The organism is Aurantimonas aggregata (assembly GCF_010500835.1).
GTDB lineage: Bacteria > Pseudomonadota > Alphaproteobacteria > Rhizobiales > Rhizobiaceae > Aurantimonas > Aurantimonas aggregata.
The window spans coordinates 205,459-230,796 of sequence record NZ_JAAAMJ010000003.1; the positions used below are offsets into that span (position 1 = coordinate 205,459).

Annotated in this window: 20 protein-coding genes and 1 pseudogene; 16 read left to right on the forward strand and 5 right to left on the reverse strand. The window is 68.2% G+C overall.

Annotated elements, in window-relative coordinates; all coding sequences use genetic code 11:
* Positions 1–570 precede the first annotated feature (570 nt).
* The 6 genes and pseudogenes from polA to GTW51_RS24455 form a co-directional block, all read left to right on the forward strand.
* A complete protein-coding gene (polA, locus tag GTW51_RS07160; RefSeq protein WP_163043210.1) occupies positions 571–3,498 on the forward strand; it encodes a DNA polymerase I in 2,928 nt (975 codons plus the stop codon).
* Positions 3,499–3,728: 230 nt separating this feature from the next.
* A complete protein-coding gene (locus GTW51_RS07165; RefSeq protein ID WP_343033953.1) occupies positions 3,729–4,886 on the forward strand; it encodes a PAS domain-containing protein in 1,158 nt (385 codons plus the stop codon).
* The gene (pyrF, locus tag GTW51_RS07170; protein WP_163043211.1) at positions 4,886–5,602 is read left to right on the forward strand and encodes an orotidine-5'-phosphate decarboxylase; all 717 of its coding nucleotides are present in this window, start codon (positions 4,886–4,888) and stop codon (positions 5,600–5,602) included. The genes GTW51_RS07165 and pyrF overlap by 1 nt, the downstream gene beginning before the upstream one ends.
* A 49-nt stretch (positions 5,603–5,651) precedes the next feature.
* Positions 5,652–5,945 carry a DUF1330 domain-containing protein gene (locus GTW51_RS07175; RefSeq protein WP_163043212.1) on the forward strand — a complete coding sequence of 98 codons (294 nt, stop codon included), beginning with the start codon at positions 5,652–5,654 and terminating at the stop codon, positions 5,943–5,945.
* Position 5,946: 1 nt separating this feature from the next.
* Positions 5,947–6,477 carry a GNAT family N-acetyltransferase gene (locus tag GTW51_RS07180; RefSeq protein ID WP_163043213.1) on the forward strand — a complete coding sequence of 177 codons (531 nt, stop codon included), beginning with the start codon at positions 5,947–5,949 and terminating at the stop codon, positions 6,475–6,477.
* A gap of 96 nt (positions 6,478–6,573) precedes the next feature.
* Positions 6,574–7,794: pseudogene (locus tag GTW51_RS24455) on the forward strand (polyhydroxyalkanoate depolymerase); the annotation flags it as partial.
* An 813-nt stretch (positions 7,795–8,607) separates the two neighbouring features.
* Here GTW51_RS24455 and GTW51_RS07190 read toward each other — a convergent pair.
* A complete protein-coding gene (locus tag GTW51_RS07190) occupies positions 8,608–10,779 on the reverse strand; it encodes a malate synthase G (protein WP_163043215.1) in 2,172 nt (723 codons plus the stop codon).
* Positions 10,780–10,877: 98 nt separating this feature from the next.
* Positions 10,878–11,018: a hypothetical protein gene (locus tag GTW51_RS07195; protein WP_163043216.1), complete on the reverse strand. Its 141-nt coding sequence runs from the start codon at positions 11,016–11,018 to the stop codon at positions 10,878–10,880.
* 184 nt (positions 11,019–11,202) lie between these two features.
* Here GTW51_RS07195 and GTW51_RS07200 point away from each other — a divergent pair, with 184 nt between their 5' ends.
* From GTW51_RS07200 to GTW51_RS07215, 4 genes are all read left to right on the forward strand, one after another.
* A complete protein-coding gene (locus GTW51_RS07200; protein ID WP_163043217.1) occupies positions 11,203–12,153 on the forward strand; it encodes a TAXI family TRAP transporter solute-binding subunit in 951 nt (316 codons plus the stop codon).
* A gap of 110 nt (positions 12,154–12,263) precedes the next feature.
* On the forward strand, positions 12,264–14,456 hold the full coding sequence (locus GTW51_RS07205; protein ID WP_163043218.1) for a TRAP transporter permease: 2,193 nt from the start codon (positions 12,264–12,266) through the stop codon (positions 14,454–14,456).
* Complete coding sequence (locus tag GTW51_RS07210; RefSeq protein ID WP_163043219.1) at positions 14,453–14,851, forward strand: DUF1850 domain-containing protein; 399 nt, start codon at positions 14,453–14,455, stop codon at positions 14,849–14,851. The genes GTW51_RS07205 and GTW51_RS07210 overlap by 4 nt, the downstream gene beginning before the upstream one ends.
* 36 nt (positions 14,852–14,887) lie before the next feature.
* Positions 14,888–15,319 carry a DUF805 domain-containing protein gene (locus GTW51_RS07215; RefSeq protein WP_163043220.1) on the forward strand — a complete coding sequence of 144 codons (432 nt, stop codon included), beginning with the start codon at positions 14,888–14,890 and terminating at the stop codon, positions 15,317–15,319.
* A gap of 4 nt (positions 15,320–15,323) precedes the next feature.
* Here the strand turns inward: GTW51_RS07215 and betA are convergent, their stop codons facing one another.
* Positions 15,324–17,015: a choline dehydrogenase gene (gene betA, locus GTW51_RS07220; protein ID WP_163043221.1), complete on the reverse strand. Its 1,692-nt coding sequence runs from the start codon at positions 17,013–17,015 to the stop codon at positions 15,324–15,326.
* The gene (gene betI / locus GTW51_RS07225; protein ID WP_203565939.1) at positions 17,012–17,614 is read right to left on the reverse strand and encodes a choline-binding transcriptional repressor BetI; all 603 of its coding nucleotides are present in this window, start codon (positions 17,612–17,614) and stop codon (positions 17,012–17,014) included. Before betI ends, betA begins: the two co-directional genes overlap by 4 nt.
* 162 nt (positions 17,615–17,776) lie before the next feature.
* Between betI and GTW51_RS07230 the strand changes: the two genes are divergently transcribed.
* From GTW51_RS07230 to rsgA, 5 genes are all read left to right on the forward strand, one after another.
* Positions 17,777–19,378: a bifunctional metallophosphatase/5'-nucleotidase gene (locus GTW51_RS07230; protein ID WP_163043222.1), complete on the forward strand. Its 1,602-nt coding sequence runs from the start codon at positions 17,777–17,779 to the stop codon at positions 19,376–19,378.
* A gap of 87 nt (positions 19,379–19,465) precedes the next feature.
* Complete coding sequence (locus GTW51_RS07235; protein WP_163043223.1) at positions 19,466–20,041, forward strand: DUF2585 domain-containing protein; 576 nt, start codon at positions 19,466–19,468, stop codon at positions 20,039–20,041.
* Between the two features lie 114 nt (positions 20,042–20,155).
* Complete coding sequence (locus GTW51_RS07240) at positions 20,156–20,833, forward strand: glutathione S-transferase family protein (RefSeq protein ID WP_163043224.1); 678 nt, start codon at positions 20,156–20,158, stop codon at positions 20,831–20,833.
* 198 nt (positions 20,834–21,031) lie between these two features.
* Positions 21,032–21,553: a thermonuclease family protein gene (locus GTW51_RS07245; protein ID WP_163043225.1), complete on the forward strand. Its 522-nt coding sequence runs from the start codon at positions 21,032–21,034 to the stop codon at positions 21,551–21,553.
* Between the two features lie 146 nt (positions 21,554–21,699).
* The gene (gene rsgA / locus GTW51_RS07250; protein ID WP_163043353.1) at positions 21,700–22,755 is read left to right on the forward strand and encodes a ribosome small subunit-dependent GTPase A; all 1,056 of its coding nucleotides are present in this window, start codon (positions 21,700–21,702) and stop codon (positions 22,753–22,755) included.
* 21 nt (positions 22,756–22,776) lie between these two features.
* On the opposite strand, the gene GTW51_RS07255 is transcribed toward rsgA, so the two are convergent.
* Entirely contained in the window at positions 22,777–24,006 is a 1,230-nt protein-coding gene (locus GTW51_RS07255; RefSeq protein WP_163043226.1) for an ROK family transcriptional regulator, read from the reverse strand.
* A gap of 247 nt (positions 24,007–24,253) precedes the next feature.
* Between GTW51_RS07255 and GTW51_RS07260 the strand changes: the two genes are divergently transcribed.
* Positions 24,254–25,282: a sugar ABC transporter substrate-binding protein gene (locus GTW51_RS07260; RefSeq protein ID WP_163043227.1), complete on the forward strand. Its 1,029-nt coding sequence runs from the start codon at positions 24,254–24,256 to the stop codon at positions 25,280–25,282.
* The last annotated feature ends 56 nt before the right edge of the window (positions 25,283–25,338 follow it).

The window sequence follows — 25,338 nt, forward strand, 5'->3', positions numbered from 1 at the left end:
AGCGGCGACATCAGCCGTCATTTCGCGACGCCGAGGTCGGCGCCGAACGGCACCCGCAGGCCCAAAGGCCTAGTAGTTCCGAAGATCACAAATGCCTGGAATGAAGTGATCCCAAAGCAAAGAGAGCCGCCGCGGCCTGGAGGGGGATACACCGCAACGACTCTCTCGCTTTCAACGAGCGACGGTCCCGGAGAGGGGGAAGAGGACCGGATCGCTCTTATATTCGGCACAAGAGCGGGGGACGTGCTTTGGCCGAACACGGCACCAATGATGCCGTCCTCAACAAGATGCGACTCGCCCATAGGGAAATCAAGACCGCGCACGGGCGCGTTCGTCACAACGGCGTGAAGATTTATTAACCGACGGTAACAAACACGGAGTAGTGCCGGAACGCAAGAGGGCACGCATGCCGCAGGGTCAATTATCGTGCTCAGTGGTCTGCGGTCGCGCCGGCCAGCCGCCGTCGCCCGTGTTGCGGACGATTCAAGTCGGACCGCGCCATCCACGGTGCCGCCCGGAGAGGTCTGGCAGCCGATGGACTTGGGCGAAGACCCGCGATACCACCGGCGCATGAACAAGGGTGATCATCTCTTCCTCGTCGACGGCTCGGCCTACATCTTCCGGGCCTATCACGCGCTGCCGCCGCTCACCCGCAAGTCCGACGGCATGCCGGTCGGCGCGGTCGCCGGCTTCTGCAACATGTTGTGGAAGCTGGTCGAGGAGTCGCGCGACACGTCGGTCGGCGTCGCGCCGACGCATTTCGCGGTGATCTTCGACCATTCCTCGACGACGTTCCGCAACGAGCTCTATGCCGAGTACAAGGCCAACCGGACGGCCCCGCCGGAAGACCTCGTGCCGCAATTCGCGCTGATCCGCGAGGCGGTGCGCGCCTTCGACCTGCCCTGCATCGAGAAGCAGGGCTTCGAGGCCGACGACCTGATCGCCGCCTATACGTGCCGGGCAATCGAGGCCGGCGGCGACGTCACCATCGTGTCCTCCGACAAGGACCTGATGCAGCTGATCCGGCCGGGCGTCGTGCTCTACGACCAGATGAAGGACAAGCGCCTCGGCCGCGACGAGGTGCACGAGAAGTTCGGCGTCTATCCGGAAAAGATGATCGACCTGCAGGCGCTGGTCGGCGACACCTCCGACAACGTTCCGGGGGTGCCCGGCATCGGCCCGAAGACCGCGGCGCAGCTGCTCGACGAGTACGGCGACCTCGAGACGCTGCTTTCGCGGGCGGGCGAGATCAAGCAGGCGAAGCGGCGAGAGAACCTCCTCGCCTTCGCCGACCAGGCGCGGCTGTCGAAGCAGCTGGTGACGCTCGACTGCGACACGCCGCTCGACGTGCCGCTCGAGGATCTGTTCATCCACGAGCCGGACGGCGAGAAGCTCGTCGGGTTCCTCAAGGCGATGGAGTTCGTCACGCTGACGCGGCGCGTCGCAGCCCAGCTCGGCACCGACGCCAGCGGCGTGGCGAGCGCCGAGATCGCCGTCGACGGGCCGGCACGCGGTCCCGACCTCGATCCGGCCGCGGCGATGGCGGCAGCAGGATCCGGCACGGCGCAGTTGTCGTTCACCCCGGCACAGCTGGCGGAAACCCGCCGCGCGGCGGCGATCAGCTCCGTCTTCGACCGCAGCGCCTACGTCACCATCCGCGACGCCGCGACGCTTTCCGCCTGGATGGACGAGGCCCGCCAGACCGGCATTCTTTCGATCGACACCGAGATCTCGTCGCTGTCGGCGATGACCGGCGACCTCATCGGCGTCTCCTTCGCGACGCGGGCCGGCCGGGCCGCTTATCTGCCGCTCGCCCATGTCTCGCCCTCCGGCGAGGCGGATCTTCTCTCGGACAAGAAGGTCGAGGAGGAGATCGGTCCGCAGGTACCGTTCGCCGAGGCCATGGCGATCCTGAAAATAGTGCTGGAGGACGCCGCGGTCCTGAAGATCGGCCAGAACATCAAGTTCGACTATCTGGTCCTGCGCCGCCACGGCATCACCGTGTCGCCGTTCGACGACACGATGCTGATCTCCTACGCGCTCGATGCCTCCGCCTCGCTCGAAGGCCACGGCATGGACGAGTTGTCCGAGCGGCTGCTCGGCCACAAGCCGATTTCCTACAAGGAGCTCTGCGGCTCGGGACGCGGCGTGAAGGCGATCGCCGCCTGCTCGATCGACAAGGTCACCGAATACGCCGCCGAGGATGCCGACGTGACGCTGCGGCTGTGGCTGGTCCTCAAGCCGCGGCTCGCTGCCGAAGGGCTCGCCGCGGTCTACGAGCGGCTGGAGCGGCCGCTGGTGCCGGTGCTGGCGCGCATGGAAGAGCGCGGCATCACCACCGACCGGCAGATCCTCTCGCGGCTCTCCGGCCGCTTCGCCCAGAAATTGGCGGGGCTGGAGGCGGAGATCGCCGAGATGGCCGGCGAGGCGTTCAATCCGGGCTCGCCCAAGCAGCTCGGCGAGATCCTGTTCGGCAAGCTCGGGCTGCCCGGCGGTCGCAAGACCAAGACCGGCCAGTGGTCGACCGACGTGAAGGTGCTGGAGGAGCTCGCCGCCGAAGGCCACGAGCTGCCGCGCCGCATCGTCGACTGGCGCCAGCTCGCCAAGCTGAAGGGCACCTACACCGACACGCTGCCGGCGCACATGGACCGCGAGGGGCGGATCCACACCAGCTACGCCATGGCCTCGACCACGACCGGCCGGCTATCCTCCTCCGAGCCGAACCTGCAGAACATCCCGGTGCGCACGGAAGAAGGGCGGGCGATCCGCACGGCTTTCGTCGCGCCGCCCGGCAAGCTCCTGGTCTCGGCCGACTACAGCCAGATCGAGCTCCGTATCCTCGCCCATATCGCCGACATCCCTCAGCTCAAGGATGCCTTCCGCCAGCGCCACGACATCCACGCCATGACCGCCTCGGAGATGTTCGGGGTACCGGTGGAGGGGATGCCGGCCGAGGTGCGGCGGCGCGCAAAGGCGATCAATTTCGGCATCATCTACGGGATCTCGGCCTTCGGCCTCGCCAACCAGCTGTCGATCCCGCGCGACGAGGCCGGGCTCTACATCAAGCGGTATTTCGAGCGCTTCCCGGGCATCCGCGACTACATGGATTCGACCAAGGCCTTCGCCAAGAAGCATCTCTATGTCGAGACGCTGTTCGGCCGGCGGGTGCACTATCCCGACATCAAGTCGCCCAACGCGTCGGTGCGCGCCTTTTGCGAGCGCGCCGCGATCAACGCGCCGATCCAGGGCACGGCCGCCGACATCATCCGCCGCGCGATGATCCGCATGGAGCCGGCGCTGGCGGAAGCCGGCCTGTCGGCCCGGATGCTGCTGCAGGTCCACGACGAGCTGATCTTCGAGGTCGAGGAGGACGAGGTCGAGGCGACGCTGCCGGTGATCCAGAAGACCATGGCCGAGGCCGCGCATCCGAAGGTGGACTTGTCGGTGCCGCTCGAAGTCGACGCCAAGGCCGCAGGCAACTGGGACGAGGCGCACTAAACCCCGGGCTGCACGATGTCGCAGCGTGTCGCGGCTCCGCAACCCTGCCTTGCCGGCCATCGCGGAAGCGTTAGAATGACGCGGTTCGTCCCGTCGGTCTCTCCCGCATGACGAACACGGTCGAGCGGCGGCGGAGCGGTATGGGTCACCAGGAACGAGAACAGACGGGCACGAGTGCGATGCCTGCCGGAGTCAGCGCGGCTGCGCTGGCGAAGGTCCCCTTGGCGCTCGTGCTGACGAATCCGTATCTCGACGGCAATCCGATCGTCTATGCCAACCGCGCCTTCGAGAAGATCACGCGCTACAGCGTCGAGGCGGCGATCGGGCGCAATTGCAAGTTCCTGCAGGGCGACGACACCGATCCGGCGCATGTCCGCCAGATCAGCGAGGCGCTTGCCGCCGAGCGCGACGTATCGGTCGACATCGTCAATTACCGGGCCGATGGCACCAAGTTCCTCAACCGGCTGATGATCACCCCGCTCTATGACGATGACGGCAGGCTGCAGTGCTTCCTCGGCGTCCAGCGCGACATGAGCGAAGGCGAGGATCTCAGCATTCCCGCCGCCGCCGACCAGGTCAGCGAACTCGACGCGGCGCTCGGCGAGATCCAGCACCGGGTGAAGAACCATCTGGCGATGATCATCGGCATGATCCGCATGCAGGCCCGCACCAACACCAGCGAGGAATCCTTCCACACGCTGGCCCGCCGGATCGAGAGCCTGCAGCTGCTCTACCAGGAGATGACCGAGGCCGGCATCGGCTCGGCGTTCTCCAAGCGACTGCCGCTGGGCGCCTATGTCAGCCGGATCGCCTCGACGATCGGCCATCTCGACGGCCGCCGTTCGGTTCGGATCAATGTCGACTGCGACGCCGTCGAAGTCAGCGTCGAGCGGGCCGCCCGGGTGGGGCTCCTGTTCTCCGAATTGCTGACCAACGCGCTGAAGCATGCCTTCGCGGGTCGCGAGGAAGGACTCGTCGAGGCGCGGCTGAAGATGCTCTCGTCCGGCGTGATCCGGATGACCGTCACCGACGACGGCATTGGCCTGCCGGAGGGCAGCGACTGGCCGTATGGCGGCGGCAAGGAGCCTGCCCCGATCGACGCCGAGACCGTCGCGACGATCAGTGAAGCCGCCGAAGAGCCCAACGCGGCGCGGGAGATTGCCAGCGCGATGGGCATGTCCCGGCACGGCGAGGCCGACGAAGGCAGTGCGGTCGTCGAGAGCGGCGAGCAGGCGGCGCGTCGGCAGCGGGCCCGCGAGGCACAGCGCGGTCTCGGCGGGCGGATCATCGTGTCGCTGGTGCGCGGCCTCGGCGCCCGGCTCGACGTCAACGCCAATACCTCCGGCACCACGGTGACGGTCGACATTCCCCCGGACCCCGAGGATTGATGACAGACCTGCAGAACACTGCACGCGACCGGCTGATCGTCGGTCTCGACGTGGCGACGCGTGCCGAGGCCGAGGCGATCGTCGGGCAGCTGGGCGAGACGGTCCTGTGGTACAAGATCGGCTACCAGCTGGCCTATGGCGGCGGCCTGCCGCTGGTCGGCGAGCTGACACGGGCCGGCAAGAAGGTCTTCCTCGACCTGAAGCTGCTCGACATTCCCCATACGGTCGAGAAGGGCGTCGAGTCCGCCATCGGTCTCGGCGCGGCGATGCTGACCGTGCACGCCTACCCCCACGCGATGAGGGCGGCGGTCGCAGCAGCCCGCGGCACCGATACGACGTTGCTCGGCGTCACTGTGCTGACGTCGCTCGACGAGGCCGATCTGAAGGAGGCCGGCTACGCCCTCGGTGTCGCCGATCTCGTGCGGCGACGGGCGACCCAGGCGCGCGACATCGGCATGGGCGGCATCGTTTCCGCGGTGTCCGAGGCAGCCGCAATGCGCGCCCTGCTCGGCCCGGACATCGCGATCGTCACGCCCGGCATCCGCCCGGCCGGATCGGCGGCGGGCGACCAGAAGCGCGTCGCGACGCCGGCCGAGGCGTTGATGGCTGGCGCCTCGCATCTCGTCGTGGCCCGGCCGATCATCGCAGCTGCGGATCCGCGGCAGGCGGCGGCTTCCATTCTGGCCGAAATGAACGCGTCCGGCGTTACGGCGTGACAACCGGCGCCGGCATGGTCCGGCAGATGACAGACTGAGGAGAGAACCGATGGCGAAGGGTTACTGGATCGCGCGCGTCGACGTCCACGATGCCGAGGCCTACAAGGATTACGTCGCCACCGCCGCGCCGGCCTTCCAGCAATATGGCGCGAAATTCCTGGCGCGGGGCGGGCTATACGTCCAGCTCGAGGGCCCGGTGCGCGGGCGCAACGTCGTCATCGAGTTCGACAGCGTCGAGACCGCCAAGGCCTGCTACGACAGCGAACAGTACCAGAAGGCGGCGGCGATCCGGCAACGCTGCGCCGACGCCGAGATGGTCATCGTCGAGGGTCACGACGGCTGACATGGGCGTTGCCGCGCGCCCGATCTCCGGGCGCAAGCCGTTCCGGGGCATGGCGCCGAAGGGCTATCGGCTGCGGATGATGGAGCCCGGCGAGGCCGAGGCGCTGCTGGCGATCCGTCGCGCCTCGGCAGAGCCCGACGCGCAGCCCCTGGACATGGCGGATTTCATTCGCCTGATCCTCACCCACGAGGTCTATGTGGCGGTGGCCAAGCGCGAGGATCGCGCCGTGGGTTACGCCGTCGCGGGCGGGCGTGGGCCGGTCTACTGGCTCGTCGACCACCGCGTTGCCGCAGATCATCGCGGCCGAGGCGTGGGTGCTGCGCTGCTCGATTCCGTGTCCCTGAGGGCCCGCTGGTTCGACCATCGCGCCCTCGCCTTGCCTGCCCCTGTCGGACGGGATCGGATTGCGTCATTCTATCGTCGTCTTGGGTTCATGCCGGCGTCACCGGGGGACCTGCCGCTGCGGCCGGACAGCGGCCCGGCAGCGGAGATGCCAGTCATGGGCGGGCCCGTGATGGTGAAATGGGTTTGAGCGACCGGCCGGAGTCACGGCAACCGGGCACCTCGTTTGTGCGTTGCAGCATTCATTGCTATATTCGATGTCACTCCGGGAGAAGATCGGCGACTGATGTTGTACCATTTCTACGAAATGAACCATGCGGCACTCGTGCCGCTGCGCGCCATGGCGGACGCCACGCGCCTGTTCTACCAGCATCCGTTCAACCCGATGTCCCACACCCAGGCCGGCCGTTCGATCGCCGCGGCCGCGGAAGTCTTCGAGCGTAACACCCGGGTCTATGCGAAGCCGGAATTCGGCCTTCACGAGACTGTCGTCGCCGGCCAGCGCGTCCCGGTGCAGGACAAGGTCGTCTGGGAAAAGCCGTTCGGGCGGCTGCTGCATTTCGAGCGTGCGACACCGCCGCGGCATGGCCAGGATCCGCGCATCCTGATCGTGGCGCCGATGTCCGGCCATTACGCGACGCTGCTGCGCGGCACGGTGGAAGCGCTGCTGCCCTATGCGGACGTCTACATCACCGACTGGACCGACGCCCGCATGGTGCCGATCACCGAGGGCCGCTTCGATCTCGACGACTATGTCGACTACCTGATCGAGATGATGCGCTTTCTCGGGCCGGATACACACGTCGTCGGCGTCTGCCAGCCGGCGGTGCCGGTGATGATCGCGACGGCGCTGATGGAAGCGGATGAGGATCCCTGCGCGCCGGCGACGATGACGCTGATGGGCGGGCCGATCGACACGCGGGAGAACCCGACCGCGGTCAACCGGCTGGCACAGGAAAAGGGCATCGACTGGTTCCGCGACAACGTCATCATGGCGGTGCCCTTCCCGCAGCCGGGCTTCATGCGGCCAGTCTATCCGGGCTTCCTGCAGCTCACCGGCTTCATGTCGATGAATCTCGACCGGCACATGACCGCCCACAAGGATTTCTTCTGGCACCTCGTCAAGGATGACGGCGACTCGGCCGACAAGCACCGCGGCTTCTATGACGAGTACAACGCCGTGATGGACCTGACCGCGGAGTTCTATCTCCAGACGGTGGAGGAGGTGTTCATCAAGCACTCGCTGCCGAAGGGCGAAATGATGCATCGCGGCAAGCGCGTCGACCTCACGGCGATCCGCCGGACGGCGCTGCTCACCGTCGAGGGCGAGAATGACGACATTTCCGGCGTCGGCCAGACCAAGGCGGCCCAGAAGCTCTGCATCAACATCCCCGAGGACAAGCGCGTCCATTACATGCAGCCGAAGGTCGGCCATTACGGCGTGTTCAACGGCTCGCGCTTCCGCGCCGAGATCGCACCGCGCATCGTCGACTTCGCTTTGACCCACGGCACCACTCATGCGGCCGCCGCGCTGCCGCGCAAGGCCGCGGCGCCGAAGATGGAGAGCCTGAAGCCGGAGACGGCCGCGACGCCCAGCGAGAACGCCAAGAGCGCGAAGGCCGCCGAGAGCCTGGCGGCTGCGACCGTTGTGCCGGCCGAGGTTAAGAAGCCCGCTACGCCAGCCAGGCCTGCTGCCAAGGCCAAGCCCGCCGCCAAGGCCAGGCCAGCTGCCGAGGCCAAGCCAGCGAAGGCCGAATCCCGCGCCACGATGTCCGCAGACGCTAAGCCAGTGAAGCCGGCCGCCAAGCCGGCCCAGCCGAAGGCTGACAAACCGACGGCTGCTGCCGCGACCCAGGACGAGCCGCCGCGCCGCGCCGACAACGACCAGCCGGCAAGAGCTCCCGAGGCTGCGCCCGCCCCGGCCGATCCCGTCACGCCGGCCAAGGCCGCCGCCCGGCCGAAGGCCGCGCCGCGGCCCGTGCAGAAGAAGGAGCGGCGCAAGCCCGTCGCGCCGCAGGGTCCGCAGAAGTTGCGCATGGTGACGGCGGCGAGCCCACGCTCGCCCACCCGCGCGGCGGCAAATGCTGCTGCGCCGGCAAAGACCGCAGAGCCGGCCGCGGCCGCTCCGGCCAAGGAGAAGGTCGCGCGGGGCCGCAAGGCGTCCACCGACCCCAAGGCGACGAAGGGCAAGACCGGCACACGTCAGAACCGCCGGACGCCGCGCGCCGGCAAGCGGACGCTCACCAGCCGACGCTAATCCACAGGCTCCTCCGCTCCGCGGGAGCTTGGCGGGCGACGCCGAAGCGCCGCCCCGTCAACCTCAGCCCGCGAGCTGGGCCTTCTTCTCCAGACGGCGGCGATGCAGCACCGGCTCGGTGTAGCCCGAGGGCTGTACCCGTCCCTCGAAGACGAGGTCGCAGGCGGCCTTGAAGGCGATCGAGTTGTCGAAGTCGGCCGCCATCTTCGTGTAGGCCGGGTCGCCGGCGTTCTGCTGGTCGACCTTCTCCGCCATCTCCTTCATCGCGGCCATCACCTCGTCCTTCGAGACGACGCCGTGATGCAGCCAGTTGGCGATGTGCTGGGAAGAGATCCGGCAGGTTGCGCGGTCCTCCATCAGGCCGACATCGTTGATGTCCGGCACGGTGGAGCAACCGATGCCCTGGTCGATCCATCGCACGACATAGCCGAGAATGCCCTGGGCGTTGTTGCGCAGCTCGCCGCGGATCTGCTCCTCCGGCCAGTTCGCCCGATTGGCGAGCGGGATGGTCAGGATGTCGGAGAGGATCGCCCGGCGGCCCTTGGCGGCAATCGAGTCCTGCCAGGCCAGCACGTCGACCTTGTGGTAGTGGGTCGCGTGCAGCGTCGCCGCGGTCGGGCTCGGTACCCAGGCGCAGTTGGCGCCGGCCTGCGGATGGCCGATCTTCTGGGCCAGCATGTCGTGCATCTTGGCGGGGGCCGCCCACATGCCCTTGCCGATCTGCGCCTTGCCGCGGAAGCCGCAGGCTAGACCCACGTCGACGTTCCAGTCCTCGTAGGCGGCGATCCAGGTGCGGTCCTTCATCACGGTCTTGCGGACCATCGGACCGGCCTCGATCGAGGTGTGGATCTCGTCGCCGGTGCGGTCGAGGAAGCCGGTGTTGATGAAGAACACCCGGTGGCGGGCGGCGCGGATCGCCTCCTTGAGGTTCACCGTGGTGCGGCGCTCCTCGTCCATGATCCCCATCTTCAGCGTGTAGCGGTCGAGGCCGAGAATGTCCTCGACGCGGCCGAAGATCGCGTCGGAGAAGGCGACTTCTTCCGGCCCGTGCATCTTCGGCTTGACGATGTAGGCCGATCTCGTGCGCGAATTGCGCATGCCGCCGGTCTTCTTCAGGTCGTGCATGGCGATCATCGACGTGATCATCGCGTCGAGCAGGCCTTCCGGCGCATCCGTGCCGTCGCTGAGCTGGATCGCCGGGTTGGTCATCAGGTGGCCGACATTGCGGATCAGCAGCAGCGAGCGGCCGGGCAGGGTGAAGGCGTGGCCGTCCGGGCCGACATAGTTGCGGTCGGGGTTGAGCCGGCGGGTGACGGGCGTGCCGCCCTTGTCGAACGTGTCCTCGAGGTCGCCCTTCATCAGGCCGAGCCAGTTGCGGTAGACGGCGGTCTTGTCCTCGGCGTCGACGGCGGCGATGGAATCCTCGCAGTCGCAGATCGTCGAGATCGCCGATTCCATCAGCATGTCGGCGACATTCGCGCGGTCGTTCTTGCCGACGCGGTGCTCGGCGTCGATCACCACTTCCAGGTGCAGGCCGTTGTGCTTGACGAGGATCGCCGAGGGCGAGGCCGCGTCGCCGCGATGGCCGGCAAAGGCCGCGGGGTTCTTCAGCTTGGCGGTCTTGCCGCCATTGTACTCCGCGACCAGCGTGCCGCCGGCGACGGTGTAGCGCTCGACGTCGATATGCGAGATGCGGTCGAGCGGCGCCAGGCCGTCGAGGAAGCCCTTCGCCCAGCTGACCACGCGGGCGCCGCGGGCGCGGTCGTAGCCCTTGCCTTCCGGCATGTCGCCCATGGCATCGGTGCCGTAGAGCGCGTCGTAGAGCGAGCCCCAGCGGGCATTGGCGGCGTTCAGCGTGTAACGCGCGTTCATCAGCGGCACGACCAGCTGCGGGCCCGGGATCAGCGCGATCTCCGGGTCGACATTGGCGGTGTCGATGGAAAAGTCAGGGCCTTCCGGCACCAGATAGCCGATGTCGCGCAGGAAGGACTGGTATTTCTTCATGTCGATGGGCTTGCCGCGGCGCTCGCGATGCCAGTCGTCGATCTTTTCCTGCAGCGTGTCGCGGGTCTGCAGCAGTTCACGGTTCTTCGGCGCGAGATCCTCGAGCATCCCGGCAAAGCCCTGCCAGAAGGTCCGGGCTTCGATGCCCGTGCCCGGCAACGCTTCCTCGTCGATGAAGGTCTTCAGTATTGCCGCGACCTTCAGGCCGTGAACATCGATCATATCCGGCATGCGCCCACTCCCGTTAGCTTCGGGAGCGGACATCGGCCATGGTGTTCGCGAAGTCAAATTCTTCGGGGCGGTGACCGTTTCCGCGCGGGACCAAGCCCCTACTCGGGACCCGGGTCGGGCGCTTCCATCCCCTGCAACTCGCCTTCGGGCGCGTTGCTCGCCTGCGAGAGGTAAAAGCTGGCGAGGCCGACCAGAATGAACAGCACGATGCCAATGGCGACGGCGACTGGTGTCTTCATGGATATCTCCTTCGTGTTGAAGGACGAAACAGTAAGCCGTTCGGTTCCGCGGCTTCCCCGCCTGACTTCTTGCCCGGGCATCGATCCGGTTCCTGGGACGTTTACCGGCCGCGGCCTTGAGCTTTGCGTCCCGGCAGGTACTAATCGCGCCGAGAGCCATGCCGGCTCTATGGGAGGATCATGCATGAAGATTTTCAACCGGCTTGCCGGGACCGCCATCGTCGCAGCGCTTGCCTTCGCGCCCGCCAGCGCCTCGGCGCAGCAGTTCATCAACGTCCTGACCGGCGGCACGTCGGGCGTCTACTATCCGCTCGGCGTCGCGCTGGCGAAGATCTACGGCGAGAACATCGAGGGTGTGAAGACCCAGGTGCAGGCCACCAAGGCGTCCGTCGAGAACATCAACCTGATCGCCCAGGGGCGCGGCGAGATCGGCTTCGCGCTCGGCGATTCCGTCAAGGCGGCCGTCGAAGGCGACACCGATGCGGGTTTCCAGGCGCCGGTCGAGAACCTGCGCGCCATCGCCGCGATCTATCCGAATTTCGTGCAGATCGTCGCTTCACGTGAGTCAGGCGTCACGGATCTCGCGGGCCTCAAGGGCAAGGGCCTCTCAGTCGGCGCACCGGCGTCCGGCACCGAGCTCAACGCGCGGGCGATCTTCGAGGCGGCCGGGATGAGCTACGACGATCTCAGCAAGACCGAGTATCTGCCCTTCGCCGAATCGGTGGAGCTGATCAAGAACCGCCAGCTCGACGCCACGCTGCAGTCGGCCGGGCTGGGCGTCGCCTCGATCCGCGATCTCGCCTCGTCGCTGCCGATCAACGTCGTGTCGGTCCCGGCCGAGATCGCCGAGACGCTCGGCGCGCCGTTCCAGGCAGCCGAGATTCCGGCCGGCACCTACGAGGGCCAGGACGCGGCGGTGCCGACGCTGGCGATCACCAACATCCTCGTCACCTCGAGCGATGTCGACGAGGAACTCGTCTACCAGATGACCAAGCAGCTCTTCGAGCACATCCCGGACCTCGTCGCGGCGCATAACGCGGCGACGGCGATCGACCCGGCGACGGCGGCGAAGAACCTGCCGGCACCGCTGCATCCGGGCGCCGAGCGCTACTTCAAGGAAGCCGGCCTGCTCTAGGCCCCTCCCGCCCCCGGCCAGGCCTCGATCGACAGGTCCGGCCGGGGGCATTTGCGCCCTTCCGCCCGCGTCGCTAATGTCCCGCGCGACAAGGGTTCGGAGAGATTCGCATGACCAGCCAGAGCGCTGCCCACAAGCCGGACGGGGCGGAGACCGGCGGCGGCGAGAACGCCGAGCTGCAGGATCCGCTCGCCTCGGCCTTTCCCGCCAGCCTCGAAGGCAGGATCCTCTTCGCGATCGCCTTCCTGTTCTCGATCTTCCAGCTTGCCACCGCCGCGCATCTCCTCGACATGCCGTCGCAGATCGTGCGGGCGATCCATGTCGGCTTCCTCTGCCTGCTCGGCCTGCCGCTCGTCGCCGCCATCAGGGGCGACAGCGTCCCGGTGCGGGCGGTGTTCTGGGCGCTCGGCGTGCTCGGGATGGCCGTCGCCGCCTACCAGTGGTGGGAATACCGCGCGCTGATCTTCCGCGCCGGCCTGCCGCTGCCGACCGATACGGTGGTCGGCGTCGGCGCCCTCGTCATCCTGTTCGTCGCCACATGGCGGATCATGGGCCCTGCGCTGCCGATCATCGCCGGCGCGTTCCTCGCCTACTGCCTGTTCGGCAACTATCTGCCGTCGCCCTTCGTGACCCGCGGCTATTCCTTCTCGCAGGTCATCGACCACATGGCCTTCGGCACCGAGGGCATCTACGGCATCCCGACCTACGTCTCCTCCACCTACATCTTCCTGTTCATCCTGTTCGGCTCATTCCTCGAGCGCGCCGGCATGATCAAGCTGTTCACCGACGTCTCGCTCGGCCTCGTCGGCGGGGCGCGCGGTGGCGCGGCGAAGGTGGCGGTGATCTCCTCCGGCCTGATGGGCACGATCTCCGGCTCCGGCGTCGCCAATGTCGTGACGACCGGCCAGTTCACCATCCCGCTGATGAAGCGCTTCGGCTACAAGCCGGCCTTTGCCGGCGGCGTCGAGGCGACCGCCTCGATGGGCGGGCAGATCATGCCGCCGGTAATGGGCGCCGTCGCCTTCATCATGGCCGAGACGCTGAACGTGCCCTATGCCGCCGTCGTTCAGGCGGCGATCATCCCGGCGGTCCTTTATTTCGGCTCGGTGTTCTGGATGGTGCATCTGGAGGCCGGCAAGCGCGGCCTGATGGGCCTGACGCGGGCCGAACTGCCCTCGCCGCTCAAGGCGCTGCGCGAGGGCTGGTACCTGTTGCTGCCGCTCGGCGTCCTCGTCTGGCTGCTGTTCTCCGGCTACACGCCGCTCTATGCCGGCACGATCGGCCTGGCGCTGACGGCGCTCCTGATCATCGGGGCACCGCTCGCCGGGCGGATCTCCGTCCAGGCCCTGCGCTACGTCTTCTGGATCGGGCTCGGCGTGTCGGCCGCCTCGTTCTTCCAGTACGGCATCATGCCGGTGGCGGTGACGCTGGTGGTGCTGATGCTGCTTGCCGCCCTCTTCCGCGGCGGCCGCGAGACGCTGCTGCTCACCCGCGACGCGCTCGCCGAGGGCGCCAAGACGGCGCTGCCGGTCGGTATCGCCTGCGCCATCGTCGGCATCATCGTCGGCACGATGACGCTGACCGGCGTCGCCAACACGTTCGGCCAGTTCATCGTGGCGGTCGGCGACAACTCGCTGTTCCTGTCGCTGGTGCTGACGATGATCACCTGCCTGATTCTCGGCATGGGGATCCCGACCATCCCCAACTACATCATCACCGCCTCGATCGCCGGCCCGGCGCTGCTGGCGCTCGGCGTGCCGCTGATCGTCAGCCACATGTTCGTGTTCTATTTCGGCATCCTCGCCGACCTGACGCCGCCGGTGGCGCTCGCCTGCTACGCAGCCGCACCGATCGCCAAGGCCCCGGGGCTGCAGATCTCGTTCCAGGCCGTGAAGGTGGCGCTGGCCGGCTTCGTCATCCCGTTCATGGCGGTCTACACGCCGGCGCTGATGATGCAGGACGGCGGGCCGCTCAGTGACGCGATCGGCTTCTGGCCGGCCGTAATCTACATCGTCTTCAAGGCGTCGCTGTCGATCGCGCTGTGGGGCGCGGCGGCGATCGGCTTCCTGTTGATGCCGCTGAAATGGTGGGAGCGGATCGTCGCCACCGTCGCCGCCTTCACGCTGGTCGCGGCACTGCCGATCACCGACGAGATCGGCTTCGGCCTGTCGGCCGCCTTCATCGCCTGGCACGTCTACCAGCGGCGGCGGCACGGCGCGCCGGCGATCGCCAACCAGACCGGCGGCGGCACGACGCCGCGCGCAGCGGCCTCCGCCGACGAGCGCGTCTCCGCCGCGCAATGATCTGCATCCTTGCCGCCGGCAAGGCGCTGACGCTGGCGGCGTCCGCCTTCACCCTCGCCTGGACGCATTCGGTCGAGAAGACCTTGTGGGAAGAGAGCTGGACCGCCGGTCCGGCGGGCCTGACGGTGGTCGAAGGCCAGATCGCCGGCTCGGGCGCCGGCATGGAGCCGCCACCGGACGCGGTGCGCGAGGGCGATGCGTATGTCTACCGGCCGAGCGTGCCAGCGATCCCGGAGCTGGTATTGGCGGCATCGGGCGCGACCGGGTCGGGCTGGACGCTCTGTCCGGCAGGCGGCGGGGCGGCTTCCTGCCTCACGCTCGGGGCGGAGCCGGGGCCGCCGATCACCGTGCGCTGGTGCGATTTGCCCCTCGGCAGCGGTTCGGCACCGCGCTAAGTCAGCGACAATGCGAAGAAGCCAGGAGCCCGCTTCATGTCATTCACCGGCGCGATCCTGTCGGCCCTTTCCCAGTACGCGACGTTTCGCGGCCGGGCCCAGCGCGCCGAGTTCTGGTGGTTCGTGCTGTTCGCGCTCCTCGGCAATCTGGTTCTCTTCATCGTCGACGGGCTCATCGTCGGCCCGATCCTCGGCTATCCGGTGTTTTCGCTCGAGGGTGCGCAGCCGGCCGAATCGTTGTTCAGCCTCGCGATCCTTCTGCCAGGGCTCGCCGTCGGCGCCCGCCGCATGCACGATACCGGCCGCTCGGGCTGGTGGTGGCTGATCAACCTCGTGCCGGTGGTCGGCTGGGGCATCTATCTCTATTTCGCCAGCCAGCCCGGCGAGAGGGCGATCAACGCCTATGGCCCGCCGCCGCCTGCAGCGGGCACCCCGCGCCCGTCCCGGCGGCCATCACGGCGTTCATAGCCGCCTAGCGCTGCGCGTCCCGCCAGCCGGGATTCATCCAGGGCTGCTTGTCCGGCTGCGGCGCCAGCATGCCTTCGCCGAGAATGTGGTCGGCGGCCTTCTCGCCGACCATGATCGACGGGCCGTTGAGGTTGCCGTTGGTGATGCGCGGGAAGATCGAGGAATCGGCGAGGCGCAGATTCTGCGTGCCGATCACCCGGCATTCCGGATCGACCACGGCGTCCGGATCGCCAACCGCGCCCATGCGCGCCGCGCCGCACGGGTGATAGGCGCTCTCGGCATGCTCGGCGATGAAGCCGTCGAGCGCCTCGTCGCTCTGGAGCGCATCGCCCGGCTGGATTTCGGCCCCGCGATAGGCGTCGAAGACCGGCTGGCCGAAGATCTCCCGGGTCAACCGGATCGCCTGGCGGAACTCCGCGAAGTCGTCTGGATGCGACATGTAGTTGAAGCGGATCGCCGGTGGCTCGGACGGGTCGCTGCTCTTCAGCCGGATATGGCCGCGCGACTTGGAGCGCATCGGCCCGACATGCGCCTGGAAGCCATGGCCGGCCGCCGCCGCCTGGCCGTCATAGCGGATCGCGCCGGGCAGGAAGTGATACTGGATGTCCGGGTACTCGATCCCGGGGGCGGAGCGGATGAAGCCCGCCGCCTCGAAATGGTTGGTGGCGCCGTGGCCGGTATGCAGCATCATCCATTCGAGCCCGACCCGGCCCTTGCCGAACAGGTTGAGATAGCCGTTCAGGGTAATCGGCTGGGTGCAGGACTGCTGGATGTAGAGCTCCAGATGGTCCTGCAGATTGCTGCCGACGCCGGGGCGCGGCAGGCGGGCGTCGATGCCGACGCGGCCGAGATCGGCGGGATCGCCAATGCCCGAATGCATCAGCAGCAGCGGCGAGTTGATCGCGCCGGCGGCGAGCACCACCTCGCGCCGCGCCTTGACGAGGCCTTTGCGGCCGGCGCCGCGCAGGCCGGGGCGGGAGATTTCGACCCCCTTGGCGCGCAGGTCCCCATCGCCGCTCTCGAAGGCGACCCGCAGGGCGTTGCCATGCAGAAGCCGGCAATTGCCGCGGGCGATGGCGGGCCTCAGATAGGCGTTGGCGGCGGACCAGCGGCGCCCGCGCCAGATCGTCTGCTGCATCGGGCCGAAGCCCTCCTGCGCGTAGCCGTTGTAATCGTCGGTCACCGGGTAGCCGGCCTCGCGCCCGGCCTCGATGAAGGTCTGGTAGAGCGGGTTCAGCATGTCGCCGCGCCGCACGTTCAGCGGCCCCTTCGTACCCCGCCAGGCCGGATCGCCGCCCTCGAAGGCCTCCATGCGCTGGAAATACGGGAGCACGTCGGCAAAGCCCCAGCCGTCCGCGCCGGTATCGGCCCAATGGTCGAAATCCTTGGCGTGGCCGCGCACATAGACCATGCCGTTGATCGAGGACGAGCCGCCGATCACCCGGCCGCGCGGCGTCGCCAGCCGGCGGCCGCCGAGCGCCGGTTCCGGCTCGGCGCGATAGCCCCAGTCGTAGCGGCGCATGTTCATCGGGAAGGACAGCGCGCCCGGCATCTGGATGAACGGCCCGGCGTCGGTGCCGCCCGCCTCGATCACCACGACGTCGTAGCGGCCCGATTCCGACAGGCGGTAGGCGAGCGCGGAACCCGCCGAGCCGGACCCCACGACAACGTAATCGGCTTCGTCGACGACCTTCATTTCGCACCCATTTCAGCATCGATGTAGCGTTCGACCATCGCGATGGCCGTGGCCCCGTCCGGAGCGGTGAGCGGCGTCAGCGCCTGGCGCAGCCACACGCCGTCGATCATCGCACCGGCAGCGGCGGCGACGCCCTGCGCCCGCGGCATGCCGAGCAGCGGCGTCAGCGCCGATACCAGATTGGTTTCCAATCGCCGGAAATACAGCCGCAACAGCCGGGCGGCCTCGGCCGAGCGGCGGGCATAGAGATAGAACGCCAGCCAGGCAGCGATCGCTTCGCTGACGAACTGGCTCGGGTCGAAGGACGCCTCGATGATCGCCGAGACCCGCCGGCGCGGGGTCTCAGCCTGCCGGAGCCGGCTGGTGACGCCGGCGCGAAAGCCCTGCAGCAGATGGCGCATGGCGGCGATCAGCAGGTCATCCTTGGTGCCGAAATAATGATGCACGAGCGCGGGCGACACGCCGGCGCGCGCGGCGATGTCGGCAACGGTCACGTCGAGCGAGCCGGCGGCCTCGATGGCGCCGATCGTCGCGACGATCAGCGCTTCGCGCCGCGCTGCCTCGCCGCGACCGTTTCGGGGAATGGAAAGATGGGACATGGCCGTAAGATATGGTCGTTGATTGATCAGTCAATCAACGTTGCGACCGAAACGCGATGGCTGCGCTGCAGTGCCGCATCGCCCCTGTTCAAGCGGCGGGCGCCCCGCCTATGATCGTCGGGCCAAGGCGCTCGATGCGCCGATCCCACGGAAGGATGTGACATGCGGCTTCTCTTCAGCACCGCCGCCGCCCTCGCGATCGTCGCGGCGGCCGGCGGTATCGCGCGCGCCGAGTTTCGACTGACGATCCTGCACACCAACGACTTCCACAGCCGGATCGAGCCGATCAACAAATACGATTCCACCTGCTCGGCGGAGGAAGCGACGGCCGACGAATGCTTCGGTGGCTCGGCGCGGCTGTTCACCGCCATCAGGGCGGCGCGCGAATCCGCCACGAACCCGATCCTCGTCGATGGCGGCGACCAGTTCCAGGGCTCGCTCTTCTACAACCAGTACAAGGGCGCGGCCGCGGCGGAGATGATGAACGCCATCGGCTACGACGCCATGACGGTCGGCAACCACGAGTTCGACGACGGGCCCGAGGTGCTGCGCGCCTTCATCGAGGCGGTGGACTTCCCGATCCTCCTCGCCAATGCCGATGTCAGCAAGGAGCCGGAACTCGCCGAGACGCTGAAGCCCTCTACGGTGATCGAGCGGGACGGCGAGAAGATCGGCCTCGTCGGCGTCACCCCGGTCGACACGGCGGAACTGTCGAGCCCCGGCCCGAACATCACCTTCGAGGAGCCGGTCGCCGCGCTCACCGAGGCGGTGAAGGCGCTGACCGACCAGGGCGTCGACAAGATTGTCGTGCTCAGCCATTCCGGCTACGAGGCCGACCAGCGCATCGCCGCCGCCGTCCCCGGCATCGACGTCATCGTCGGCGGCCATTCGCACACGCTGCTCGCCAACAACGACGACAAGGCCGCCGGTCCCTACCCGACGATGGTCGAGGGCCCCGACGGCCATGACGTGCCGATCGTCCAGGCCTATGCCTACGGCAAGTATCTCGGCGAACTCGTCGTCATGTTCGACGATGCCGGCGTGGTCACCGAGGCGAGCGGCACGCCGCTGATCATGAACGGCACGATCCCGCAGGATTCCACCCTTCTCGCCCGCATCGACGAGCTGGCGAAGCCGCTGGAAGCGATCCGCACCGAGGTGGTCGCCAGCACGGCGGCGCCGCTCGACGGCTCGCGCGAGGTCTGCCGGGTCAGCGAATGCAGCATGGGCAATCTCGTCGCCGACGCGATGCTCGACCGGGTGCGTGACCAGGGCGCCAGCCTCGCCATCACCAATGGCGGCGGGCTGCGCGCCTCGATCGACCAGGGCGAGGTGACGATGGGCGAGGTGCTGACGGTGCTGCCGTTCCAGAACACGCTCTCGACCTTCAAGCTGACCGGCGCCGATATCAAGGCGGCGCTGGAGAACGGCGTCTCGCAGGTCGAGGAGGGCGGCGGGCGCTTCCCGCAGGTGTCGGGCCTGAAATTCACCTGGTCGAAAACCGCCGCACCCGGCAGCCGCATCGACTCGGTCGAGGTCAAGGAGGGCGATGCCTTCGTGCCGCTCGATCCGGCAAAGACCTATCTCGTCGTGTCCAACAACTTCCTGCGCGGCGGCGGCGACGGCTACAGCGTCTTCGCCGAGAAGGGCCTCGAAGCCTACGATTACGGTCCGACCCTGGAGGACGTGGTCGCCGCCTATCTCAGCCGCGACACGGCGCCCTACGAGCCCTACACCGACGGTCGCATCACCGCGGCCGAATAGTCCGGGACGGCTGGCGCCTAGCCGGGCGGCCGCATCCGTAATTGCTATGCCGGATGCGCCGCTGGCGGATCCGGCACGGGGGGAACGATGAACCGTGCAGGAAACCGGATCGGCTGGCGCCACGCGCTCGCCGCGACAGCGATCGTCGCCGCCACGGCGGCGGTCCTCCTGTGGATGGGACGGCTGCCGATCTGCGAATGCGGAACGGTCAAGCTGTGGCACGGCGCGGTCGTCAGCTCGGAGAACTCCCAGCATCTGTCGGACTGGTATTCCCCGTCGCACCTCATCCACGGCTTCCTGTTCTATCTTGCCACCTGGCTGCTGCTGCCGCGCCTGTCGCTCGGCGGGCGGCTGATCCCGGCGCTGCTGCTGGAATGCGCCTGGGAGATCGCCGAGAACACCGATGCGGTCATCCAGCGCTACCGCGAGGCGACCATTGCGCTGGACTATTTCGGCGACAGCGTCGTCAACTCCGTCGCCGATATCGGCTTCATGGTGCTCGGCTTCTGGCTCGCCAGCCGGCTGCCGGTGTGGCTCACCGTGGCGATCGCTGTGGTCTTCGAGCTGTTCACCCTGTGGTGGATCCGGGACAATCTCACCCTCAACGTGCTGATGCTGGTCTGGCCGGTGGATGCGGTGCGGACCTGGCAGGGCGGCGGGTAACAGACCTTTGCGAAAGCCCACGATCTGCCGGACCGGCAAGCCGTATTGACCAAGGCACTATATGTTGATATCAACTCATCTGCAAGAGAAGCCATCGATCGTTGGGAGGACGTGATGCCACTAGACCCGCAGGCCGCCGTCGAGATCAGCGCGTTCAGATGGGTGCCGCCCTTCGCGCAGGGCCTGGTCAAGGATCTGCGCGTCCGCTGGGCGCTGGAGGAAGCCGGCATTCCCTATCGCGTCCGCCTGCTCGACGCGATGGCCGAGCGCCCCGAGGACTATTTCCAGGAACAGCCCTTCGGCCAGGTGCCGGTCTTCCGTGACGCAGCGGTCCGCCTGTTCGAGAGCGGCGCCATCGTCCTGCATGTCGCCGAAACCGCGCCGGCGCTGATGCCGCGCGATCCGGCGGGCCGGGCACGGGCAACGGCCTGGGTGTTCGCCGCCCTCAACAGCATCGAACCGATGGTCTCCGAACTCGGCACGATCGACCTGTTCCATGCCGATGCCGACTGGGCGCGGATCCGCCGGCCCGAGGTGGAGGCCAAGGTGCGCGGCCGGCTCGGCCGGCTGGCGGACCGGCTCGCTGGCCGTGACTATCTCGAGGACCGGTTCACCGCCGGCGACCTGATGATGACGACGGTCCTGCGCAATCTGCGCGACACCGACCTCGTGGCCGCCGATCCGGTGCTTGGCCCCTATCAGGCGCGTTGCGAGGCCCGGCCGGCGTTCAAGCGGGCGCTGGACGCGCAGCTGGCGCCCTTCCGGCAGGCAGAACCCGCCGAGATGGCCTGACAGGCGCCCTACGATCGCTAAAATTGCCGGCGCGCGGTAACCGGGCCTTAGCGGCTCCGCCGCTACCGTCGGGGCATGGCTCCGAAACCACGGTCCCGACAGCGCAAGGTATCCCGTCGTCCCAGCGGCTGGGCTTTCGCGCCGCGCCGCCTATTCGGTGGCCGGACGAAACGTCGGCGTCAATCCCGGCTCTGGCCGATGTTCCTCGCCGCCTGCACCATCGCCTTCGTATCGCCCTTTGCCGCCGATCGGCTGTCCGGTTTCAGCTTCGCCGCCGTCAGCCTGCCGGAACTGCCGCGCGTTATCGCCGGCGGATACGAGGTCATGCCGCGCTCCCTCGCCGTCACGCCTGCCGATCGCCCCTTGCAGTATCGCTCGATGCCGACCTGCCGTGGCGGGGCCCGGGCGGAACGCGGCGTGACCTGCCTCGTCGACGGCGATACCGGCTGGGAGAAGGGCGAGAAATGGCGGATCGCCGGGATCGACACGCCCGAACTCAGCAAGCCGGAATGCGCCGCCGAACGCCGGGCCGCCGTGGCGGCGCGGGACCGGATGCAGACGCTGATGAGCGGCGGCTATTCGCTGTCAGGCGGTGATACCGACCGATACGGGCGCCGGCTGGTGACCGTGACGCTGTCGGATGGGCGCGACGCCGGCGAGGTGCTGGTGGCCGAAGGCCTCTCGCAACGCTGGCCGAACCGCGGCAACCCTTGGTGCTGATGGCGCCCAGAGACGCCAAACGAGCGCGCCACGCCCCTCAACTTGCCAGACCGCGCGGCACGACCCTATAGAGGGGACCGGCCGCGCCAACTGAAGGCGCTGCCGGCATCGGAGCAGGAAACCACCGCCGCGTGCCCGAATCTGACCTGCCGACCCATCCGCCCGTTTCGCCCACCGGGCCTGCCGATGGCGCCGCGTCCGACTTCCTCGCCGGGCTTGGCTGGAGCGACTTCTTCGCCGAGCAGCTGAAGCCGGACGAGACGGGCTTCGTGCGCGCCCGCATTTCCGCCGTCCACCGCACGCGCCTGACCGCGACCACCGAAACCGGGCAGATCCGGCTGGCGCTGCCGGCCCATGCCAGCACCGCGGGCTTTGCGGTCGGCGACTGGGTCCTTGCGGACCCGCAGACGCACGTGCTGCACCGGCGGCTGGAACGCCGCACGCTGATCTCGCGGCGCCTCGAGGGCAGTCGCATGCCGCAGCTGACCGGCGCCAATGTCGACACGCTGTTCATCGTCACTTCCTGCAACGCCGACTTCAATCCGGCCCGGCTGGAGCGCTACCTGGCGCTCGCCAACGAGGCCGGGACCGAGCCGGTGATCGTCCTGACCAAGGCCGATACGGTGGAGGACGCCGCCGATTTCGAGCGCCAGGCCGCCGCGCTGCAGCGCGGGCTGGTCGTTGTGACGCTGAATGCCCGCAGCCCGGAAGCCGCCGCAGCGCTGGCGCCCTGGTGCGGGCCGGGGCAGACCGTGGCGCTGATCGGCTCCTCCGGCGTCGGCAAGTCGACGCTCTTGAACACGCTGGCTGGGCCCGGGCAGGAACGCCCGCAGGAGACCGGCGCGATCCGCGAACACGATGCCAAGGGCCGCCATACCACGACGTCGCGCTCGCTGCACGCCATCGCGGCGGGCGGCTGGGTCATCGATTCGCCCGGCATGCGGACCCTGCATGTCAGCGATTCCGAGGGCGGCATCGACACGCTGTTCGCAGAAATCATCGAGCTCGCGCCGAACTGCCGCTTCCGCGACTGCACGCATCAGCATGAGCCCGGCTGCGCCGTGCTGGCGGCGGTGGAGGCCGGCACGCTCGATCCGGAACGCCTCGCCCGCTGGCGCAAGCTCCGGGACGAAAACCGCGACAACACGCCGGTTGCCGGCCCGCGCGGCGGCAGCCCGGCTGGTCGCGCCCGCAAGCGCTGATCGGCGCGGCCTGGCGTCGCGTCAGGCTCCGCCATCGGCGTAGAGCACCCGGTGGTCGAGCAGAAACCTTGCGAACAGCGGCAGGCTGGCTGCCCCGATCTCCCGCGCGCCGGCGCCGATCGTGCCCTCGCTTATGTCGAGCGGCGACAGGCCCTGGCGCTCCAGCGCCGCCATTTCCCGAGCCGTCGCCGCGACCAGCCGGGCACGGATCGTGGGTGGAAAACTTCCATCGATGACGGCGCATTCGAAGTCGTAGACCGCACTGGCCGCGACCAGCGCATGCGCCAGCGCCCGTGCTGCCGCGGCGAGCCAGCGCTCCAGGATCGGACCGAGCCCGTCCCAGGCCGACGCGTCGCGCCAGATCGCCAGCGGGTCGCCGCCCTCGGCTGCGATCATCTTCTCGAGCACGTGGATCGAGGCGACGTCGATCAGCTGGCAGACGCCGCCCGCCCCGTCGGGAACCGGCATCGAGCCGAGCGCCGCGGCGTTGCCGGTCCGTCCGGTGACGAGATCGCCGTCGATTACGATGCCGCCGCCGACGAAAGCGCCGACGAAGAGATAGACATAGTCGGTGGAGCGCGTGGCGCCGAAGACGTTCTCGGCGGCGCAAGCGGCCGTTGCGTCATTGGCGAGATGCACCGACAGGCCGGTGACGTTCGCCAGCTCGGCGACGATGTCGGCGGTGCGCCATTCGTCCATGGCGGCTGGCGGAGCACCGACAGCATCGGGCCAGGACCAGAGGTCGAAGGGGATCGCAATGCCGAGCCCGGCGATTCGACTGGCCAAGGCCGGCGCCAGCGTCGCGGTCACTTCGGCTTCGGCCTGATGCACGAAGGCAAGGATCTCGGCGAGACGCGGATAGGAGTAGGCGAGCCGGCGGCGCGCCCGTACCACGCCGACGAAATCCATCAGCACCAGCTCCACCGTCCGCCGGCCGATCTTCAGCCCCAGCGAGAAGGCGCCGTCCGGATTGAGCCGCATCGGCACGGAGGGCTGGCCGACGCGGCCACGGCGGGGCGTCTCGCGCAGCACCAGCGCCTCGGCCTCGAGGACGCGCATGATCACCGAGGCGGTCTGCGCCGACAGGCCGGAACGCCGCGCGATATCGGCGCGCGCGATCTCGCCGTGGCGGCGGATCAGGGTCAGCACCGCCCGCTCGTTATGGGCGCGCAGGCCCGCCTGGTTGGAGCCGCGCATGCGCTCGTCCTGCCGGCGGCGTGGGGCCGGCAGCACCGCATCGTTTTCCTGCATCGCCGCCTCCTGTCCGCAGCCTGGCCGTCCTGCCGCGCGATCACTGCCGCCCGCGGAATGAACGCTCCCGGCGCGAGACTCTCACCCTTATGCAGAGGCGTCAATAAATAAATCCACCTGATTTATGTTCGTTGACAAGCCGTCTTGGCTGGTGTTTCGTAAGGGTGATCGGGTCGCGAGGAGGCGACCCGGCCTCGTCGACCGGGCCTACCCGGCGTCGAGCCATCGACATTCGGGAGGATAGTCCGTGAGATTCCGCACGCTCTTTGCTTCGACCGCCATTGCCGCGGTCGCCACCATCGCCTCGCCCGCCCTCGCCCAGGACGGGCCGGTCCGCGCCTGCCTGATCACCAAGACCGACATCAACCCGTTCTTCGTCAAGATGAAGGAAGGCGCCACCGCCAAGGCCGCCGAACTCGGCGTCGAGCTCTCGACCTATGCCGGCAAGGTGGACGGCGATCACGAGACCCAGGTCCAGGCGGTGGAGAGCTGCATTGCGGCCGGAGCCAAGGGCATCCTGATCACCGCCTCCGACACCAAGGCGATCACCGACGTCACCCAGCAGGCCCGCGACGCCGGCCTCCTCGTCATCGCCCTCGACACGCCGCTGGAGCCGATCGACGCGGCCGACGCGACCTTTGCGACCGACAATTTCAAGGCCGGAGAGCTGATCGGCCAGTGGGCCAAGGGCACGCTGGGCGACGAGGCGGCGAACGCCAAGATCGCCATGCTCGACCTGACGCCCTCGGCGCCCTCGGTCGACGTGCTGCGCGACCAGGGCTTCCTGCAGGGCTTCGGCATCGACATCAAGGATCCGAACCAGATCGGCGACGAGGAGGATCCGCGCATCGTCGGCCACGACATCACCAACGGCAACGAGGAAGGCGGGCGGACCGCCATGGAGAACCTTCTCCAGCAGGATCCGGACATCAACGTCGTCTATACGATCAACGAACCGGCCGCGGCGGGCGCCTACGAGGCGCTGCGCTCCTTCGGCAAGGAGAACGACGTCCTGATCGTCTCGATCGACGGTGGCTGCCCGGGGGTCAAGAACGTCGAGGAGGGCGTCATCGGCGCCACCTCGCAGCAATATCCGCTCGACATGGCCGCGAAGGGCATCGAGGCGGTCGCCGCCTTCGCCAAGGACGGCACCGTGCCGCAGCCGAGCGAGGGGCTGGACTTCTTCGACACCGGCGTCAATCTCGTCACCGACGAGCCGGTCGACGGCGTCGACTCGATCAGCGTCGAGGAAGGCACGTCCCGCTGCTGGGGCTGATACTCTCGCGACGGGTGGCTCCCTTCTCGGGGGCCACCCGTTCCTGATGCGCTTGC